Source organism: Mesorhizobium sp. BR115XR7A (assembly GCF_020165315.1).
GTDB lineage: Bacteria > Pseudomonadota > Alphaproteobacteria > Rhizobiales > Rhizobiaceae > Mesorhizobium > Mesorhizobium australicum.
In genome coordinates this window covers 36543-55030 of sequence record NZ_JAIUHW010000014.1, presented here as the reverse complement: position 1 = coordinate 55030, position 18488 = coordinate 36543, and the positions used below count along the sequence as shown (strand labels likewise).

Annotated in this window: 17 protein-coding genes and 1 pseudogene; 9 read left to right on the top strand and 9 right to left on the bottom strand. The window is 58.6% G+C overall.

What is annotated here, in order from left to right; translation table 11 throughout:
* Positions 1–159 precede the first annotated feature (159 nt).
* From LB557_RS25815 to LB557_RS25790, 6 genes and pseudogenes are all read left to right on the top strand, one after another.
* On the top strand, positions 160–2160 hold the full coding sequence (locus tag LB557_RS25815; RefSeq protein WP_027033221.1) for a class I tRNA ligase family protein: 2001 nt from the start codon (positions 160–162) through the stop codon (positions 2158–2160).
* A gap of 1127 nt (positions 2161–3287) precedes the next feature.
* Positions 3288–3694, top strand: a pseudogene (locus LB557_RS25810) (DUF269 domain-containing protein).
* 25 nt (positions 3695–3719) lie between these two features.
* On the top strand, positions 3720–3923 hold the full coding sequence (locus LB557_RS25805) for a CCE_0567 family metalloprotein (RefSeq protein WP_027033222.1): 204 nt from the start codon (positions 3720–3722) through the stop codon (positions 3921–3923).
* Positions 3920–4237: a ferredoxin III, nif-specific gene (gene fdxB, locus LB557_RS25800; RefSeq protein WP_027033223.1), complete on the top strand. Its 318-nt coding sequence runs from the start codon at positions 3920–3922 to the stop codon at positions 4235–4237. Before LB557_RS25805 ends, fdxB begins: the two co-directional genes overlap by 4 nt.
* Positions 4238–4274: 37 nt before the next feature.
* Positions 4275–4595 (top strand): exopolysaccharide production repressor protein, encoded by a 321-nt coding sequence (locus tag LB557_RS25795; protein ID WP_027033224.1) that lies wholly within the window; start codon positions 4275–4277, stop codon positions 4593–4595.
* A 1292-nt stretch (positions 4596–5887) separates the two neighbouring features.
* Entirely contained in the window at positions 5888–6901 is a 1014-nt protein-coding gene (locus tag LB557_RS25790; RefSeq protein WP_027033225.1) for a 1-aminocyclopropane-1-carboxylate deaminase, read from the top strand.
* 869 nt (positions 6902–7770) lie between these two features.
* Here LB557_RS25790 and LB557_RS31885 read toward each other — a convergent pair.
* Entirely contained in the window at positions 7771–8190 is a 420-nt protein-coding gene (locus LB557_RS31885) for a hypothetical protein (protein ID WP_167334839.1), read from the bottom strand.
* A 546-nt stretch (positions 8191–8736) separates the two neighbouring features.
* On the opposite strand from LB557_RS31885, the gene LB557_RS25780 reads away from it, so the two are divergent.
* Complete coding sequence (locus LB557_RS25780) at positions 8737–8934, top strand: XRE family transcriptional regulator (protein WP_027033227.1); 198 nt, start codon at positions 8737–8739, stop codon at positions 8932–8934.
* 303 nt (positions 8935–9237) lie between these two features.
* Here the strand turns inward: LB557_RS25780 and LB557_RS25775 are convergent, their stop codons facing one another.
* From LB557_RS25775 to LB557_RS25745, 7 genes are all read right to left on the bottom strand, one after another.
* Complete coding sequence (locus LB557_RS25775; RefSeq protein ID WP_027033229.1) at positions 9238–10278, bottom strand: LacI family DNA-binding transcriptional regulator; 1041 nt, start codon at positions 10276–10278, stop codon at positions 9238–9240.
* 485 nt (positions 10279–10763) lie between these two features.
* Complete coding sequence (gene queC / locus LB557_RS25770; protein WP_027033230.1) at positions 10764–11501, bottom strand: 7-cyano-7-deazaguanine synthase QueC; 738 nt, start codon at positions 11499–11501, stop codon at positions 10764–10766.
* 4 nt (positions 11502–11505) lie between these two features.
* The gene (gene queD, locus LB557_RS25765; RefSeq protein WP_027033231.1) at positions 11506–11859 is read right to left on the bottom strand and encodes a 6-carboxytetrahydropterin synthase QueD; all 354 of its coding nucleotides are present in this window, start codon (positions 11857–11859) and stop codon (positions 11506–11508) included.
* Positions 11856–12491 (bottom strand): 7-carboxy-7-deazaguanine synthase, encoded by a 636-nt coding sequence (gene queE, locus LB557_RS25760; protein ID WP_027033232.1) that lies wholly within the window; start codon positions 12489–12491, stop codon positions 11856–11858. Before queE ends, queD begins: the two co-directional genes overlap by 4 nt.
* A gap of 236 nt (positions 12492–12727) precedes the next feature.
* Complete coding sequence (locus LB557_RS25755) at positions 12728–13189, bottom strand: iron-sulfur cluster assembly scaffold protein (RefSeq protein ID WP_027033234.1); 462 nt, start codon at positions 13187–13189, stop codon at positions 12728–12730.
* 26 nt (positions 13190–13215) lie between these two features.
* Entirely contained in the window at positions 13216–13536 is a 321-nt protein-coding gene (locus LB557_RS25750) for an iron-sulfur cluster assembly accessory protein (RefSeq protein ID WP_027033235.1), read from the bottom strand.
* A 168-nt stretch (positions 13537–13704) separates the two neighbouring features.
* The gene (locus LB557_RS25745; RefSeq protein ID WP_152536176.1) at positions 13705–13938 is read right to left on the bottom strand and encodes a hypothetical protein; all 234 of its coding nucleotides are present in this window, start codon (positions 13936–13938) and stop codon (positions 13705–13707) included.
* A 616-nt stretch (positions 13939–14554) separates the two neighbouring features.
* Between LB557_RS25745 and ectB the strand changes: the two genes are divergently transcribed.
* Together ectB and LB557_RS25735 are read left to right on the top strand one after the other, a co-directional pair.
* Positions 14555–15814 carry a diaminobutyrate--2-oxoglutarate transaminase gene (gene ectB, locus LB557_RS25740; RefSeq protein WP_027033236.1) on the top strand — a complete coding sequence of 420 codons (1260 nt, stop codon included), beginning with the start codon at positions 14555–14557 and terminating at the stop codon, positions 15812–15814.
* On the top strand, positions 15804–16646 hold the full coding sequence (locus tag LB557_RS25735; RefSeq protein ID WP_027033237.1) for a hypothetical protein: 843 nt from the start codon (positions 15804–15806) through the stop codon (positions 16644–16646). The genes ectB and LB557_RS25735 overlap by 11 nt, the downstream gene beginning before the upstream one ends.
* Positions 16647–17122: 476 nt before the next feature.
* On the opposite strand, the gene LB557_RS25730 is transcribed toward LB557_RS25735, so the two are convergent.
* The gene (locus LB557_RS25730; RefSeq protein WP_027033238.1) at positions 17123–18160 is read right to left on the bottom strand and encodes an IS110 family transposase; all 1038 of its coding nucleotides are present in this window, start codon (positions 18158–18160) and stop codon (positions 17123–17125) included.
* Between the last annotated feature and the right edge of the window lie 328 nt (positions 18161–18488).

Genomic DNA, 18488 nt, shown 5'->3' with positions numbered 1-18488 from the left:
AGCCCTCCTGGCGCCCGTAGTTTCGCCCGCCTGGGGCCCAGAGCCGGACTATTCTGACGGGGGGCCAACGTGTCGGGCTGCCGCTCTCTTCGCAACTTGCAGCAGATGCTGTTGCGTCGGCAGCCGAAGAGACCACTGTTTCGACAGCTGAGGTTCGTCATGCGGAAATCCACGTTTTCTCGAACGCAGCTGTCGCGGGTGTTCGGTATCGACATGGCTGCGCTTGGGACGGGAAGCGCGGGCACCGGGTTTTCATTTGGCAAGGTGGCACCAGGCGTCACATCCGAGCCCCATCGGCACGACGAAATCGAGGCCTTCGTGGTCCTGTCAGGAGCGGGCAAGGTCAGGACCGACCTTGGGGAAATCTCGGTCAAAGCCGGCGACGTCGTTCTGTTCCACCCTTTTGAAGCGCATGTGCTGCACAACGATGGGGACGAAGAGCTAAATTTCGTCGATGTCTACTGGCGCGACGGCAAGGCCGCCCTCGAAGCTGCTGCACAGGTCGCGACTCCGCGCGGACCGATCTTCGTCTTCTCCACGCCGCCGACACCTAATGGCGATCTGCATCTGGGGCATCTTTCTGGCCCTTATTTTGGCGCCGATGTCTACACGCGTTTCCTGCGCATGAAAGGGGTCGAAGCCTATCACCTGACTGGAAGCGACGATTACCAGAGCTACGTCGCCACGCGTGCCGATGCCGATCAATCGACGCCCGCAAAGGTGGCGCGCAACTACGCCGACGAGATTCGAGCCACGCTTGCGCTTCTCGACTGTGAGGTCCATAGCTTCCTCCCGACTTTGGGCGATAGCGCTTACGCAGAGTTTCAAGCCGCGTGTTTCCGTAGTCTTCTGAGCAGCACGGCGGTAGATCTGCGCCGGAGCCCTGCGCTCTTCGATGCTGTGACAGGCGACTACCTTTACGAACCGGATGTAATCGGCCTCTGCCCCTATTGCGGCAGCTCCGCTGGTGGCAACATCTGCGAGGAATGCGGCGCACCGAACCTATGCCACGACCTAGGTGCAGTCCGGTCGCGGCACTCGGCCGAGGCGCCGGTGGTCGGCTCCGTGCGCCGTCCCGAACTTGCGCTGGAACGGTGCTACGACACTATCGACCGGCATTTAAGGGCGTCGGGCGCCCCCGTTCGGATCATGGACCTCTTCGCGCGTCTACGCCAACGTGGCGACTTTTCCGTGCCCATCACCCACCCCTCGGACTGGGGCCTGCCGGCCGAGGGGCTCCCGGGGCAGGTGATCTGGGTCTGGCCAGAGATGGCGTTTGGTTTTCTTTACAACATCCAGGCGCTAGCTACATCGCTCGGCCGAGACTGGAATGCGGCCCTGCCCAGCAAGGACTGGCAAATTGTCCATTTCTTCGGCTTCGATAATTCCTTCTATCACGCCCTGCTTTATCCGGCGCTTTATGCTGAGGTCTTCTCCCACTGGACCCCGCGCATCCGGTATCATGTGAACGAGTTCTACCTGCTCGACGGCCAGAAGTTCTCGACCAGCCGCGGTCATGCGGTCTGGGGCAAAGAGGTTCTGGGCCCAAAGACAGTCGATGTCGTCCGTCTTCATTTGGGCCTGACACGCCCGGAAGGTGAGCGAACGAACTTCACGCTGGACGCGCTACGCCGCACCAAGAACGAGGTGTTCCAAGGGATCTGGCTGAATTGGCTTGATGCGCTGCACCGGGAAATCAAGCAGGACTTTGGCGGCTGTGTGCCCGATGCAGGCGACTGGGCTCCCGCCGATCGCGCTTTCTTTGCTCGGATAGAGATCCATCGCGCGGCGATGGAACGCGCCTATTCGGACGATGGCTTCTCGGTCCGGCGCGCGGCCGCGCAGGCCTGCGATTTCGTGAGCGATTGTGTAGTCTACCGACAGGCGCAAGACTATGAAGCGGCGCGACGTCTCTATCCCGCCCGCACCCGCACTTCGCTCGCCCTTCAGACGACGGCCGCTGCGATCCTGGCGCAGACACTCGCACCGCTGATGCCCCGATTCGCCAGCACGCTGGCGCGAGCTATCGATGGCGTCTCGACCGAAACATGGCCCACGTCCGTCCGGCGCCTTGCGCCAGGAACGACCTTTGATCTCGGACCCGTGCTAGGCTTCTACGCCAGAGCAGAGCTTCCTGTTCTCCATGAGGAGGAGGCATAATAGCCTATCGTGATTTCGACCAGATTTGGGCGGCAATCAAAGCCGAGGATGCCAAAGCTTTACTCGCTACCACTGGCTGCCCGAAGGCCACTCCCAGACCATAGGCACAAACACTGGCCGGCCTTAACCAACATATCGTCGAGATGCCGGCCCGCGCCTTGGAGGATCCCTCGGTTGACAGCTTTCGGGCGCTTGCCATTCGTGCGGCAAATGCCGAGCGGGCTGCACTGCGCTGACCAACTTTTTCGGAATCGCGGAATTTCCGACCTGTAGCCAGCCGATCAAGAAGGTCATGCGGTTCGGGGCGCTGGGTCAGCCTAGCGCGCCCGCGCATCGCCAGCGGCGAATGATGCTAGATGAGCCGACGCCAACATTGCCGCAGGGCAGACAGCCAAGCCGTTCTCGCCCTCAAGCGTCTGACGCATGATGCGTGTCCAAAAGCTGACAGCAGCAGAAAACATGTTGGGTTCAAAACAACCGGCCGTCTTGGGCCTGTAAGGTTTCCAGGCAGAATCATGCATTTACTGCGGGCAACGCGCTGGCATGACGTTTGCTGGTTGAGATCGGAAATACTGAGTGAGGGCTGATCGCATGAGAACACGCAAGACTTTGATGGTCTCCTAATGTTCCGTTCTGAGAGAACCAGCTCGCGCATAAACGTCAGGAAAGGTGTGGGAATGGAGAACAACATGTTGCGTAGAGAGTCACCGGCTCCTCTGATCAAAGTGGACGACTGGCTGCGTGGCGATCCTCTCACGAACTTTCAGCCCGGCAAGGTGTCGGGATGACAAGTGGAATGGAACCCTGGTCAATTCGCCCATTTTCTGCGGCGCGCCCGCAGTAACTGTGTCCATGGAGCACAGGGTCGACGGTTTGCTCCAGCTCAGGGCTCGGACCTTAGACTTCCAACCGAATAGCCGCGGCGGCGATATTCGAAGCGAATTTGGCCCGCCGTTGAAGACGTCACAGTCCAGGACCTGTTCAAGGTCGGCCACAGGGGCAGCATTTACGTGGAATCGGCCTGGCGAGGCCGGACGTCGGCTGCGGAAGCGAGCCCGAAGTCAGCGTAACCGAAAGCAGAAATCCTCCGTTGAGGACGAGACCTGAAATTGAGGAAACGAAACGAAATGTCTCACGCAGCGCTTGGCCCTGCCGTCAACAAGAATGGCGAGGCCCTTTCCCGCCCGTTCGTCAAATGCCTCCTGCGGCTGATCCGTGCTCAGGATTTCCACGGCTCATGCCAACGGAAATCGGACACTTGGCTGCTGGCCGATTTCATTATCACCGAGGAACTGCGCCGGAATATCCACTCATTGGCAATCCGGATCCGGACGTGCTGTGGAGGCTCGACATGTCGGAGCTGGCGATCGAGGAGCGCTCAGGCGTGATGACATTGTCAACAACAGAAATCAAACGGCTGTCGAGACGTCTCCGATTCGGCTTCGAGACTCTCCGGAAACTCGCGGATACCGGCGCGAAACTGGTCGGCGATGAGACTGCAGCTATTGCCTATCCCGAAGTGGCGCGGGCGTGAAGAAACCCATTTTCGAGGAAGGATCATGTCAAACCTGGATGAGATGGCGAAGAAAGTCCGAAAGCTTCAACTGCGCGCGGCAATTGCCAAGACGAACTTGCGCGACCTTGCCGAGGGTCTCCCGGTCAAATGGATTGAGATAGAGGAAGTCGCCGAGAAAACGCATGCCGTTTATGCCGAGTTGGATGGTGCCAGGAGAGAGCTTGCCAAAATGAAGACTTTGCGATGAGGAGCAAATTCATCAGCCGCGACGGCTCAATATGGGTGCCGGAATATCTGATCGCTATCGATGGCAAGATCTGTATCGGCTGCGGCCGCTGCTTCAAAGTCTGCTCGCGGGAGGTCATGCATCTTTACGGCGTCGATGACGCGGGTGAAATCCTCGGCGCCTGCGGCGCCGATGACGACGATTTCGACGGTGAGCTCAATCGTATGATCATGGTTGTCGACCATGCCGGCCGCTGCATTGGCTGCGGAGCCTGCGGCCGCGTCTGCCCAAAGAACTGCCAGACCCATCTCGCGGCCGACCAGATCGCAGCATGAGCTGCATGATTTGACGAGACAAAATCAGGAGAACGGCATGCGCTTCATCATCTTTTGTCGGCTCCTCGGGCTGGTCCTGTGCGGCAACGCTGTGGCGGTTTACTTCGCCTCGCATTCTTTCCGTCTAGCAGTCGTCACGACGCTGGGCTGCTCGCTACTTCTTCAGCTGGGCTATTTCGTAAGTGTGCTCTTTCTGATTTGGCGATCCAGCTGCGCTGGCAAAGCCGGCCAAGGGGCTGAGCTTTTCGATGGGTCCCAGGAAGTTCGGTACCAGTCGCGCGACGATGAGCATAGGAATGAAACTCAAGATGTGCCCCAGCGCAATCAAACGCTCGGCATATCGCTGCTCCTCCCTTGAGGCGCCGTAACAAGATCAGAGCGCAGATTCATTATTCAGGCTGTGGTTCCCTGGTAGGGTCGAAGGCGACGGCATTCTCATCGTTCTACCGCCCAGGGGAATGCAGTTTCGGTTCTCCGGGCGGATTCGCCGATGACGGTCCTGTGTTTCGGCGTGCGATTTTGACACCTGAGGCGGGGAATCGGCGTCCAATTTTGACCCCGGTTTGGAGTGCGCCCCTGAGGGTGGACAGATATCAGGCTGCTGATTTGCCAGTCTGCCGGATGTGTTGATCCTCGCGATCATCTGCGCGACCGCATTCGCCGCGCCGTCTCTCGTGGCCGCGCCCTCTTGAATTGAAGGTACAGACAGTTCCTCTTTTAAAAGCGACATCCGCCCTGTCCGTCAGCGGAGAACAGTCGGAGCTAAAACCCGGTCACCACCAGGTCGAAATGGCAGCGAACGACCTTGCGGGGGCGCTCGGGTTCAGGCGTAGGTCGATGCCGAGAGGCACGTTCGGCATTGTCCGATAACCGACAATGTCGGGTATGCAACGTAGAGGAAGCTGACTCTTGGGTGTTTTTTAAATGCTTTTTGGCTTGGCACGGTACATGCTCGTTATTGCGCAAAACGCACGGATTGAGTGGTTCCACCGCCACGAAAGTCGCTAGCTTACGCCACCTCCCAAGGCGAACCCGGCCCGGCAGGGAGCTCCGTCTCTGCCGGGCATGCCTTTCAGACGACTCGCGTTCAGAAGAGCAGCAAGTTCACGTCAGCAACACCGACACAGATTACTAATCAGTTGCTGGATACCGCTAGGACCCACACGCTCGTCAACTACAATCCGACGACTTACGGCCGCGGCGAGCCCAGCCTTTCGAGGGCATTGGCACCCGTTTCGATCAGGTAGACGAGCACTTCGATCGAGCAGCTGAAACCTCTGTGACGCGTTGAGCGCCACAAAAATCGCCTCGCGGAATCCGGCTCGGCAACCGTGCAGTTCCTGCCGGTCCAATCGCAAACAAGAGCCACTGCGTTTTTATCGAAGTCTGTTGGTTTGGCAGTCTGGCTGCACTTGCAAAGCTGGCAAAAACGCAGATGTCGACCGCGTGTCGTCCTAGGTTTCCTAGGCGATGGTCGCCTCATCGCAGCATGGCGACATGTGGATCGCTTCGTCTCAATCGCAAGGAGAGCGCTGGAAATCCCCAAAGCTCTGATGGGTGGTCGGAGAGCGCGGCCGACCAATCCAAGCAGCGCTTATGGAACGAGTTTTGCGTGGCTATTTCAGCTGAATGATCATCGCCGGAGAGAATATGCTGGAAAAATTCGAGCGTTACCCGCTCACCTTTGGACCCACACCCATCGAGAAGCTCGACCGGCTCGGCAAGCATCTGGGCGGCAACGTGGAGATCTACGCCAAACGCGAGGACTGCAACTCCGGTCTGGCGTTCGGCGGCAACAAGCTGCGCAAGCTCGAATACATCATCCCTGACGCGATCGCGTCAGATGCCGATACCCTTGTCACCATCGGCGGCGTGCAGTCCAACCACACGCGGATGGTCGCCGCCGTTGCCGCCAAGATCGGCATGAAATGTCTCCTGGTCCAGGAGAGCTGGGTTCCACATGAGGATGTCGTCTACGACCGGGCCGGCAACATTCTCTTGAGCCGCATCTTGGGCGCAGAGGTGCGTCTGGTCGACGATGGCTTTGACATCGGTATCCGCCGCAGCTGGGAAAAAGCGCTCTATGAGGTCAAGGCAAGGGGCGGCAGGCCCTATGCGATACCGGCCGGGGCGTCTGTTCACCCGAATGGAGGCCTCGGCTATGTGGGGTTCGCGGAGGAAGTGCGCGCCCAGGAGGAACAGCTCGGGTTTGCCTTCGACTACATGGTCGTTTGCACGGTCACCGGTTCAACGCACGCCGGCATGCTCGTCGGATTTGCCAAGGACGGTCGGCAGCGCAACGTGATCGGTATCGATGCCTCTGCTACCCCGGCCAAGACCAAGGCGCAGGTGCTTAGCATTGCCCGACATACAGCGACCCTCGTCGAGCTCGGATCGGAACTTGCCGAGGATGACGTGGTGTTGCTGGAGGACTACGCGCACCCGCGGTACGGCATTCCATCCGAGGAAACCAAGGAGGCGATCCGTCTGTGTGCGCGGCTCGAGGGTATGATTACCGATCCCGTCTATGAGGGCAAATCGATGCAAGGGATGATTGACCTCGTTCAAAAAGGCTTTTTTCCTGAGGGCTCGAGGATACTCTACGCGCATCTCGGCGGCGCGCCGGCCATCAACGGTTATGGCTACACCTTTCGCAATGGCTGATGCTCGACAGCTCTCCACGTGCTGTGCCTGCCGTAACAGCGCTCCGCCAGGTTTGACCGAAGGCCCGTTGGCAAACTTCAGCGGGCAGTTGTTAACTGCCGCCACGACGTGGGGTCGTGGTGCTGGCATGCTTGGCAGCATTTGCCTGTGCTCAATGTGTCCTGAAGCCGCATAAGAAGGGAGAAGACGTGTCCGTTTGACTTTTTTGTCATTTTGCGGTGCGGCGATAATCGCCGTAAATTTTATAAATTGTAAGCCACCGAAGATATCCGCAGGCGCGTGGTATCTACTTGAGCAGGTATGGAAGCTGTGACCAAGCGTGCTCGAGCGGGGTCGTCGTCGGCGAGCACATCGCCGGACACCCCCAGCGCGGCGGTGAGCTGGGCCAGCATGGGGGAGGGGAAGAGGCGTCCCCCGCGACGTGACCGCGGGCAGTCGGTATCCGGTTTAACGAGGCCTTGCTCATACCTATTGCGAGCGTCGACGAGACTGTCGTCCCTTCGGCAATTTTGACCGAAACGGCGCGTTCAGCCGGCGCGTTGCCTTCGGGCGGGTTCATCCACCTGGCGCTCTTTCAGCACTACGTGCGGAGGGGGTTGGGCTACGACGTCGCAGAGCCGCTCTATACGGAGGGGCGCGCGCGGCGAGGCGACGATGAGGTCGAGTTGTCCCCCGATCGCCTCTACGTAGCTCTAAAGTGTCGACAGATACGTATTGGCCTGTTGCTCGATCTTCGAGACAGAGGGCTGGTTGATCTTGAGGGGCAAGGCAATCTCCGCCTGGGCCTTCCCAGCCGCACGGCGCAGACCGCCGAGGCACTCGACCTCCGTCCTTAGCTCTTCGAAACGTGCATCGACACGCTCCCGACGCTACTCAGGGAGGGCTGCGATCACGTCATCAAGCCTGCGTTCCATGTCTTCCTCTCCTTCTTGTTCGCCGCCGACCGGCGGTGAGATGCCCTTGATGGCATTTGTCCAATGGCGTGTTGATTGGTGGCCCGGAACGGGAAGCGGCATCTGGCCATTGCCATCGCCCGGGCGCTCATCCGCGTCAGCGGGCGCGGCTACTTCGACGGAACAACTGACCGCACTGCTCGATCCTCTCACGCATGATTGCGAGATCATCGAAACCGGACATGAATCCTGGCGCTCCAAGAACCGCGCCTGATCAACACATCGCCCAAGACGATCCGCGCTCGCCGGGCTTCGCAACCCGGACCAGCTCCGCCCGGCGAGCGCTAAACGCGATGCGCTGCCGCCAATTTTTACCGGGATATTGGCTGCGGCCAAGCAAGAGGGACATCTTCTCAAAAAAAGCAAAACTGGGCTCATTATCGATGTAGCACCGCCAAAGTGCTCTACTGGGTGCATTTGCAGAGCGCGATTGACGAATATCTGGGAGGGTTTTGCGCCGAGCTGGAACGGTCCGTGCAGTCCAAAATGCGTTCATAGGAAATATGATCACTTGGCGAAAACGGCTGTTTGACCCGAATCTTTCTTTTCAGTGGCTGAGCGGAGTCAGATTGGTCGATATCTGCAGCGTGATGGGTGTTGCAATCAACGATGCCCAAATGGCGAACAGCATCTGGCGGTCAAAGCCCTCAAGGGATTTGGCGGCCGCATCCTTGCGGGGGTCGACGACTTAGACAGGGATACTTATCGCGCCGTCCATGCCGTCGCTTCGCTGGCGTGATCTACATCCTTGCTTCCAGAAGAAAGGCAGGGACACGCCCAAGTGCGAAATCGATCTCGTTAGGCGCGATTGAAGGCGGCCGAGACGCACGATCGCGAAAACTATGGGAAGGAACAAAGTTATGACGAAGAATCACCGGCCGAATGACCAGCGGCAACGTGTTTGCGGATTTTGGCTTTGATAATTCCGAAGAGGAATTGCGGAAAGCCAAGCTCGCCCGTGAGATCCGCGCCATCATTATGCGTCGGCGCCTCACTCAAGCCAAATCAGCTCAATTGCTTGTTATGAAACAGCTCGACATATCCGCCGTAGTCATGGGCGAACAGGCAAGTTCTCTATAGATCGCCCGGTGCGCTGCCTCGATCGACGCGCGCTTATAAGGTGGACGTTGTGGTGCGCCACAAGCCGCGCAAATCGGCACGGACGGCCGAAGCAGCCTAATCATTGGCGCGAGCGTGGGGTCCAGCTCTCGACAAGATCGGCTTCCTCGGAGATTTCCATCTCCTCGTCCTCCTGGCCAATTTCGGTTGCAACGAGGATCATGAGTGCCGAGCTGCCCTTTGCGCCCCAGTTTAACCCACGAAGCGGTTCGCTTCGCAGCGGCACGGACGACCTTATCCGGACGACGATGGTTCTTCCGATTCTTAAGTCCAAATGCTCTCTGGCGTGAGGATCTCGAACGGAACAATCCGCTGTTCGATTAACCGTGTGTCCGTGCGTTCGATCATGCGCAGCATCACATTGATGAGTTCTTCAGGCATCCTGTCGACGGGATGGCACAAGGAAGCAGTAATCAGGCCTTCGCTCAATCCCTTGCGTGCCTCGGGCCCGATGTCGCGGCAGACGACCCGGATTTTGCACTGCTGCTCCGCAGCGAGCTCGCGCATAGCACGCAGAACGCCGGAAATGCCGCCGCCATTAACGAAGATGCCCCGGAGCTCCGGCTCCTCCGCTATCAGCCTGCGAACGATTGCATAGGCGTTCTTCGGCGCCTCATGGGTCAGCAGGGTTTCGCTGACGTGGAACTTGGGCGCGTGCTCGCGCATGTAGGAGCGAAAGCTCGCATCCGAGATGTCTTGGAACTGATAACGGTTGCTGCCGATGAGAGGAAAGATCTTGCCGGGCCGACCGGACGTCTGGCTGATAAACCATGCTGCGGTGCGGCCGGCCTTCCAGTTGTCGGTTCCCACAAAGCCGGCCCGGCTGGCGGCGGACAGGTCAGTGACGTAGGCGATCACTGGAACGCCTTTGAGGCGCAACTCATCAATCGCCTGGCCGACGAGCGGGTGATCGGCCGAGATTACCGCGATTGCGTCGGCGCTTCCGCCTATCTTCAGCAGATTGGCAGCAACCGCTTCGGGGGAAGGGTCGTCCTCGAAGAGCACGTCTGGCTCAATAACCGCATCTGTGCGTCGCGCGCAGGCACCTAGAAGCGCCTCGGCCCAGATCCGGCAGAGCGGCCGGTGCGATTGCTGCATGAGAAAGCTCAAGTGCCGATGCGGGAGATTGTCCCGCCTGCGTTCGTGCAGCGGCCCCGAACTGCGGAAGCCGATCTGCTGCGCTGCGCTCAAAATGAGGTCGGCCGTCTGCGGTCGCAGTGTGCCAGTTCCGTGCAAGAGCCTATTGACCGTGGAAACACTTACGCCCGCGGCTTTCGCCAGATCGGCGATCGTTGGCCTGTTCATCAGCCGCCTCTCATTTCGTGAATGACGTCTACCAAGTGCAAACGCCATCTAGTCAGCGACGAAGGCGGAGTAGGCCCAAGGAGAGGTCTGACATATTGCACAAAGCTTCGCGCCGCCTGACGCCAATCGGCACGATTGTTCGCCCGCGGCCGCCATTTTTCCCGATGGCACCACGCGCGCTGCGGCTGTGCGATCCGAAGCCACGCGGCGCGCTGCAACGCGAAGGCGCCAATCTGGCTGACGTCAACGGACAGTGCTTTCTGGACCTCGACAACACTTTCGCCATTCTAATTCATTGGGATGGCTTTGCCCCGGCGCTTGATGCGGTCACGCGTATCGTTCGTGACGGCAGCCGCCTTTTCAATCCTATGGAACAGCCCTTCGAAACGGCATCGAAGGCACCCACCCTGGTCGTGCTGAACACCACAAAGAGAAGGAAACGATCTATGGAACAGATTGCCACCGTCGGCCCGGACCTGGGGCGCTCACGTCATTTCATGGGCGGCCACGGGTGCCTCTTTGCAGCACCGGAATTGCTCCCATCCCGCTGCGCGAAGATTACACTCGATGCAGGTCCCGCAACCGAAACCCCAGCTATGTCTATGTTCGCGGTCTCCGCTATAGCAGGTGTGGCTTCCCTCGCAGATGAGCTTCACCAGCACCTCGCCGCCCAGCCAACCCGCCAGCGCCCAGGTCTGCGCCTTGTCGCGCCGCATGAGGGGTGTGTGAATGACGAGATGCGTCTCCATTCCAAGGTTAAGGGCAAGTTGCATCGCTTTGACTGCGTCATCCCGACAATCCGGGTAGCTGAAACGATCCGTCTCGGACACGCCGATCACGAGGTGTTTCGCGCCCATCCGGTAAGCTATCGCGGCCGCAAAGCCGAGGAACAGAAGGTTGCGGCCAGGCACGAAGGTATTTGTTAGACCGTTCGCGTTCAGTGCGACCTCGACGTCGCGCGTGAGCGCGGTATCACTGATTTGACCGAGCACGGCCATGTCGATCATGTGGTCCTCGCCTAGTCGCCCACGCCAGGCCGGAAAGTCTGTTCGAATGCGCCCGAGCAGGTAGGGCCGCACATCGAGCTCGATCCGGTGCCGCTGCCCATAGTCGAAGCCGATTGTCTCGACGCGCTCGAAGTTCTCGAGCGCCCAAGCCAGGCAGGTTGTCGAATCCTGGCCGCCGGAGAAAAGGACGAGTGCGGTTCCCGGATCTCGTTGCATCGGGTCAACCCTCGTATTCAGCCCAGCACAGCGGCGTCTCATAGACCGTTACCGAGCACATTTGGCCAAGAAGCGGCTTGGTTTGGTTCCAGATCCAGACCGCAATGTTTTCCGCTGTCGGATTGTCGAGACCCTCAACCTCATTCAGATGCTGATGGTCGAGACGTTGCAGAAGCGGTCCGAACACAGCCCCGACATCGAAGAAGTCGATGACAAAGCCCGTGTCTGGATCGACGGGCCCTTCCAGACGCAGTTCCACACGGTATGAGTGGCCATGCATGCGGTGACAGCGGTGGGTCTCTGGCACGCGCGGAAGACAGTGCGCTGCCTCGAAGGTGAAAGCTTGCGTAATTTTCATGGGATCCCGAGAAACTTGTGGGTTTGAAGGCTCAAGCGCCAACGTGGGTTGGCAAGACAATAGGCCACTGCGGCGGCCGTATTCGCCTCGCGTTCGGGCCCATCCATCGGCTGAAGCAGAAGGTGCTCAAACGCGAGAACTTCGAAATGTTCGGGCTCCGCGCCAATCCGAGGATATACAAGCTTTAGCTCGTCCCCTGCCATGACCACGAGGCGTGCATTGCATTTCGGACTGACGCACAGCCAGTCGATGCCGGCGAGTGTGGGAATGGTACCGTTGGTCTCCACGGCAATTTCAAACGCCAAGGAATGCAGAGCTTCCAGGAGTTCTTCATCGATCTGGAGGAGGGGTTCCCCTCCGGTGAGCACGACAAGACGCTGCCTAGTTCCCGACCCGCGCCAGGCTTGTTCGACCGCCAACGCAAACTCTTGTGCGGTGGCAAAATGTCCGCCACCGGGGCCATCTACCCCAACGAAATCCGTGTCGCAGAATTCGCAGAATGCTCTTGCCCGGTCGCCTTCACGTCCCGACCAAAGGTTACAGCCGGCGAAACGACAAAATACGGCAGCCCGCCCGGCATTTCGTCCTTCACCTTGAAGGGTGTAGAAAATTTCTTTGACCGCATATGGCATGGCTTAAGCGGCCTTCGAGTGAGCAAGGGAGCATCTCTGCTGGCTTAGGAGACGCGGCAATCGGTGGGAAATGTCCCACTGCAGGTTTTGCAGTTCGTTCCACCATCGAGGCTGATTGCCGAAAACCCACTCACCCGAACTCCACGCAGAATTAGGTTTCAGCGGGCGGAGGCTGCGGGGAAGGGCCTCTCCCTCCTTGAAACCTATCACCTCGAAAAACGCCGCTATCACGCCGGTCATGGCGATGATGCCTTGACGACGACGAGGCGTGAGAATCCTGGTGTCTCCTCGAAAGCCTGCCTCACAGCACGGAAGAACTCGCTCATCAGCCGCAAGCCGCGCTCCAGGATGAGGCGGTCGAGCGATGAGTAGGTCGTGTGCGGCGGCAGGGCGCCGAGAAAATCCGCCATGTCCTGATCGGTGATCTGAAGGGCTTCATCGATGGTCTTGCCGACGATGAATTCGGTAAATGTCGAGGAAGCGGTTATGGCCGAGCCGCGGCCGAAGGTCTGGAACGTTGCGGCAGTAATCGTCTCGGTCTTGGGGTCGAAACCCATTATCAATTTAAGCCCGTCGCCGCAGGCGACGGCGCCGACCTCGCCGGCCGCATTGGGGGTGTCCAAAGCGCCGACATTGTGCGGGTTGATGAGATAGAGCTTGTCGTTGAAGAGGTAGACGTTGTCGGTATTATCCCGCACGGCGCCGATCCTTGTCGTGATGGCGGCTAGCCGAAGGACTTGCCGCAGGCGCATTTGTCCCGCGCATTGGGATTGTCGAAGACAAAGCCCGAGGACTCCAGGTCCGTGACGAAGTCAACGGTCATGCCGGCGAGATGGGGCTGGGAGTTTGCGTCGACGAACACCTTGAACCCGTCCGTCTCCATGATGGCATCGCCCTCGCGCGAGACGCTTTCCAGACCCAACAGGTATTTGAGGCCGGCGCAGCCGCCCGCCTCGACCATGATGCGAAAGCCTTCCGCCGGTTCGTCGGCGCGGGAAAGCGCGGTCTTGATGGCAGCGACGGCGTTTTCAGTAAGTGTGATCATGGGACTATTTTCTTGCTGATGCTTCGCAAGTTTCTTGCTGATGCTTCGCAAGCTACGCTGCACAGAACGTGCCAGAGAGGAAAATTCAATTAAACAACGGGTTAGCTGATTTTGCGCCCTGTCTGACATCTAACAATTGTCGGATGTCGGACAGAGTGAACCTTGCGTTCAAAAAGCGGCATCGGACACATCGCCAGTGGCGTCGCCTGAGCCAGCGTTTTCGATCACATGAATGTTGACCAGTGTAAGGGTGGGAACTCTTAAGTCGTGCTGCGCTCCAAAAGCCGCGCCATCGTGACCACGCAGTGCGGTGGCGAACACCGGGTGGTCGATAGCCGCATCGATCGCGCTTCCTCGAGGGCGCAGTCGATTCTGCGTCGGCTCGTGGGTGCCGAACACCACTCGCGTGCTCGGTCCATGGACTGTAGTGCGGCCGCCATCTCGCGAGGGCCGACTGAGGCGTTCAATATGCCGTGAAGCCAGGAGGTGGGCCAACACGCCGCCCAGGCAACAGCGCAATCACCGCCACGGCGGCCACGGCCGCGATTAGAGGCCGCGGACAGTTCCAGTTCTATCGCAAACCGCGGTCTGGCTCGTCCGCGTCCAAAACGAAACTCGAGCGGCCACCGGTCTCGCCGTCACATCGAAGGAGAGAAATCGCTATCTGTCACAGCTACTCGTCGGCAAGGATCCCGTCACGGCCGACATAGGGAAATACCCAAGCATCGTGGTTGCAGTCATGCTTGGAAAAACCGGTGGTCAGTGCCCCCGCCAACAACGCCGCCGATTAGCGCTGCCGCAAGGCGGGTACTGACTGTCACGCTATCGCTATCCAATGCGTTGCAACAGATTCGTCAAACAAGTTTACAGACTCTTTGCGAACTCAAGTCGCTGACCATGATACGTTCGCTTTAAGGCAGAGATTTGCCGTAGCTGATCGTCGAAATAATTGGTTTGGAATGCGTGAACATAGAACCTGCAGCGTTGAATCGCAAGCCGCATACAGAGAGGCCCTTTAATGGATATCGACATTTTTGAAGCTTACGAGTCTAACGTTCGTCGCTATGGACGATCCTTCCCAACAGTCTTTACAAAGTCTCTTGGGGCGACAATCTGGGACGAGTCCGGAAAACCTTATATTGATTTCATTGTTGGGTCAGGTGCGCTCAATTACGGTCATAACAATCAAGATATTATGGCGCCGGCAATTCAATATCTCGCCAACCAAAATATCGTCTTGTCGCTTGATATGTACACAACTGCAAAGCGTGATTTCATCGAAGTGTTCGTCAATTCGATCCTGAAGCCCCGGGGCCTTTCTTACAAGATACAGTTTCCTGGGCCAACCGGGACAAACGCTAACGAAGCGGCGTTGGCGCTGGCGCGAAAATATACCGGCCGCTCGAGTGTTATGGCCTTCACAAATTCGTACCATGGCATGTCACTCGGCTCCTTGGCTGTATCGGGTTCAGCGTCAACCAGACAGCTTGGCGGCGTTGCTCGCCACGACGTGATCCGTGTCCCTTACGAGAACTATCCGAACCAAACTTTCGATTCCGCGAGTTACATTGATCACGTGTTGGGCGACCCGGGCAGCGGCATAGAAAAGCCGGCCGCAATCATCCTGGAGCCCATCCAGGCAGAAGGCGGCATGAACACCGCATCCGCACCATGGCTTGCAGAAATTCAGCGCATTTGCCGTAAGCACGACGTCGTTTTCATCGTCGACGACATTCAGGCAGGTTCGGGACGAACGGGCGATTTCTTCTCATTCGAGTTCGCGAAAGTCGAGCCCGACATCGTGTGTCTTTCGAAGTCCCTAAGCGGTTCAGGTAATCCGTTGTCCATAGTTCTGATTCGCCCCGAGATGGACATATGGAAACCGGGAGAACATAGCGGGACCTTTAGAGGCAATAATCTCGCCTTTGTGACTTCCGCGGCCATGTGCAAAATGTGGTCCGATAGGCAGTTTACTAAAGCCGTTGAGGGGACGGCCGTCAAACTGCAAGAACACCTTGATCGCCTCGTTGCGAAATTCCCTAAGTGCATCGAACAAAAGCGCGGCCGTGGTCTGATGGCCGGCCTCAAGTGCCGATCACAGGCCGTTGTTGGCCGTGTGCACGATGTCGCGTTCGAAAACGGCCTGCTGATCGAATCGTCGGGGCCAAATCGCGACGTCATTAAAGTCCTTCCGCCGATAACCATCTCAGATGACGAACTTGATCACGGAATTGCCATCCTCGATCAGGCACTACAGGAGAAAACAAATGGCGACTAACCAAGCACGTCAAACGCCGGCCATCTCGCCTCTTACGATCGAGGAACGAACCGGCTCGATCAGCACTGCGGAGATCATCTCGGTCCTAAAAGGTGAGATCACGGCTCTGCATATCAGCCAAGCTTTCAGCACCGAAATAGCCGAGGAGATCACCGCGAAGTTTTTTGGCAGTCCCGGTCTCAGGGAGCGCAAAGATGGCGTCCCCGGACAATATGTGGGCGCATCCCACTACAGGAAGGATGCAGCCACCTATTTCGCGGAGGCAGAAACTGCGCGGCCGCACGTTGACGCTCTTTTTGGCAATTTAGTTGATCCGGTCCGAGCCCTCTTCGACGCGTTGAAGCGCGAGCTTCACAAACAAGGCATTGAATTGCGGCTGGCGCGCTCAGAACACGGTCAGGCTAACGTTTGTCGGGCTCTCAGTTGGACCGGCAGCGGCACGTTTTCCTTGGACCCCCACGACGATGTCGCTCAAGTGCTACGTGCCGGGAACGATTACGAGCTATCTGCGGTGGCGCACAATACCGTCGCCGCGCTCAACTTCTACCCCAGCATGTCCGAGGAAGGCGGCAATCTGCGGCTCTGGAGCCACAAGCCGACAGTTGACGACCGAAAGTCGCAGGGGGTGGAGACAACGGGCTATCCCTATTCTGCAGTCTATCTAAAGGATGTGCCTTGTCGCGACATCCGGCTCAAGGCCGGGGACATCGCCTTACTTGACGGCGGTTTCGTTCATGGGGTCACTGGTCAAGCAGGCAACGGAAAGCGTCGCGTGCTGCTAAACAGCTTTTTCGGATTTGCCCGGCCAGATCTTGTTCTCTGGTGGACTTGAAGTTAAGGATGTCGCAGCGACTGACTGCGCTTCCGCCGACAGGTATCACATCGGTCGCAACCCGAGGGGAGCCTTTAGTCACAGCCGCCCTGTCCGCATTACCCGGCGCTCCACTGTTCGCGGTGCCAAGCTGAACAGGCATCGCGAGGTGATGTTAAGCAAGGCAGACGCAACGCGAGAGGTGATCTAGCAGGCTTCTCTGATTGGGGTCCTTGGGGTCAAGCTCCTCCTGATATTTTTTTCCGGACCATGTCGCCCCGCGGGTCACTCGCTTCTCTTCGCGGTCGACGTTAGGCCGCCGCATGATGGGGTCAGTAGGGCGAGGCGTCTCAATCTGTTGAACGACCTTGAGAGAGTTCGTCCCAGGATCGTGCCTGCTAACGAGATCGCCTTGCCCATCGTCCCCGCGGGAACGATCCGGATCACGCCCTTTCGGGCGGAATCAACTCCTCCTTCGTTGGTCTGTTGTCCCTATTTCATGCCGATACGGGGCCGGGTGCCTTGCCGAAGCGGAATTCTGTCCCGTCGCTCCACATGCGATGCAGAATGACAGCGAGCTTGCGGGCAACAGCAACTCGGGCTCGGGCCATACCGCGCCGCTTGGCGACGTTCATACCCCACGCTCTGAGGCACGACCATTTCTTGCTGAGCACAAGCAGCGAATGAGCCGCTTCATAGAGAGCCGTGCGGGCGAGCTCGTCACCGCATCGGCTTACCTTGCCCTGAATGTCCGTCTCGCCTGATTGATAGCGTGCCGGGGTCAGACCCAGATGCGCTCCGACATCGCTCGATCGGCGAAAGCGGTCCGGCTGATCGACCGTGGCACGAAAGGCGAGCGCGGTGATGGGTCCCACACCGGGCCCGGACATGAGTCGCCGGCAGACTTGCTCCTTGCGGGCGATATTGAGGACTTGCTTTGTCAGTCGCCCGAACTCGCGGAGCATCGTGGCCACGATCGCCAGAAGCGGCTCGACAAGCGCCATGACGACCGTATCTGCGCCAATCAGTTCGCGCACGCGATCGGCGAAAGCTGCACGACTTGGCGTGCCGAGCTTGATGCCGGCCTCCCGCAGAATCGCTCTGATCACGTTCTCGATGGATCGCATTTCATTGAGGACCGTGCGTCGTGCGACGAGGAGGGACCGCCAGCGCCGACACTGCTGGCTCTTCACATGCACCTGTCGATACCAGCCGGTGCGCATGATCTGCGCCAAGGCGCGGGCATCATTCCGGTCCGTCTTGTTCGGCATCGTCTTCATCGCCGCATTGGCCAGTCGGGTCTCGATGCAAATGGCCGGCAATCCTTCGGCGCGAATACCGTCATAAAGCCAGGCCGCCAGCGAGCAGGCTTCGAGCCCGATGCGGTCCAGCGGCAGATCGATTTTCCGCAAGACCTCATAAAGCGCCCTCGGCTCACTCGCCGCCCGCCCTTCCTTCACAATCCGGCCGCTCTCGTCGACGACGCAGATGGCGGTCTCTTCCAAAGACACGTCAAGTCCGGCAAAATACTTCATGGCTGCTCCTCCTGATGTTTGTGGCGATCTACATCGACCACGTTCTCACATCTCGATAGGAGCAGCCGCCCTCAATTTGGCTCGGGCGAGACCCCAATCACCCCATCTGTTGAACAACTGTTTTGTTTACGGAACGTGTCGGAATCAGATCAAGCACAAAGCAAATTCAAAACGGGTATCTCCGCTCTTTTTTCAGCCTCCTAAGCCAAGAACGCAGTCGCGTCATGTGGCAAGGAACCTTCGCACCCACGCAACCGACCATCGCGACTTCCGCGGATCGGCAGCAGCGAATTGCTCCTCTTTGTACGCGCTGTAAAGGCGGAGCATC

Coding starts and splice junctions, on each gene's coding strand:
- LB557_RS25795 (WP_027033224.1), top strand. CDS start 4,275: ATGCGCTTCATCATCTTTTGTCGGCTCCTCGGGCTGGTCCTGTGCGGC.
- queE (WP_027033232.1), bottom strand. CDS start 12,491: ATGCCATATGCGGTCAAAGAAATTTTCTACACCCTTCAAGGTGAAGGA.
- fdxB (WP_027033223.1), top strand. CDS start 3,920: ATGAGGAGCAAATTCATCAGCCGCGACGGCTCAATATGGGTGCCGGAA.
- LB557_RS25735 (WP_027033237.1), top strand. CDS start 15,804: ATGGCGACTAACCAAGCACGTCAAACGCCGGCCATCTCGCCTCTTACG.
- LB557_RS25730 (WP_027033238.1), bottom strand. CDS start 18,160: ATGAAGTATTTTGCCGGACTTGACGTGTCTTTGGAAGAGACCGCCATC.
- LB557_RS25805 (WP_027033222.1), top strand. CDS start 3,720: ATGTCAAACCTGGATGAGATGGCGAAGAAAGTCCGAAAGCTTCAACTG.
- ectB (WP_027033236.1), top strand. CDS start 14,555: ATGGATATCGACATTTTTGAAGCTTACGAGTCTAACGTTCGTCGCTAT.
- LB557_RS25750 (WP_027033235.1), bottom strand. CDS start 13,536: ATGATCACACTTACTGAAAACGCCGTCGCTGCCATCAAGACCGCGCTT.
- LB557_RS25790 (WP_027033225.1), top strand. CDS start 5,888: ATGCTGGAAAAATTCGAGCGTTACCCGCTCACCTTTGGACCCACACCC.
- LB557_RS25775 (WP_027033229.1), bottom strand. CDS start 10,278: ATGAACAGGCCAACGATCGCCGATCTGGCGAAAGCCGCGGGCGTAAGT.
- queD (WP_027033231.1), bottom strand. CDS start 11,859: ATGAAAATTACGCAAGCTTTCACCTTCGAGGCAGCGCACTGTCTTCCG.
- LB557_RS25815 (WP_027033221.1), top strand. CDS start 160: ATGCGGAAATCCACGTTTTCTCGAACGCAGCTGTCGCGGGTGTTCGGT.
- LB557_RS25780 (WP_027033227.1), top strand. CDS start 8,737: ATGACCAGCGGCAACGTGTTTGCGGATTTTGGCTTTGATAATTCCGAA.
- queC (WP_027033230.1), bottom strand. CDS start 11,501: ATGCAACGAGATCCGGGAACCGCACTCGTCCTTTTCTCCGGCGGCCAG.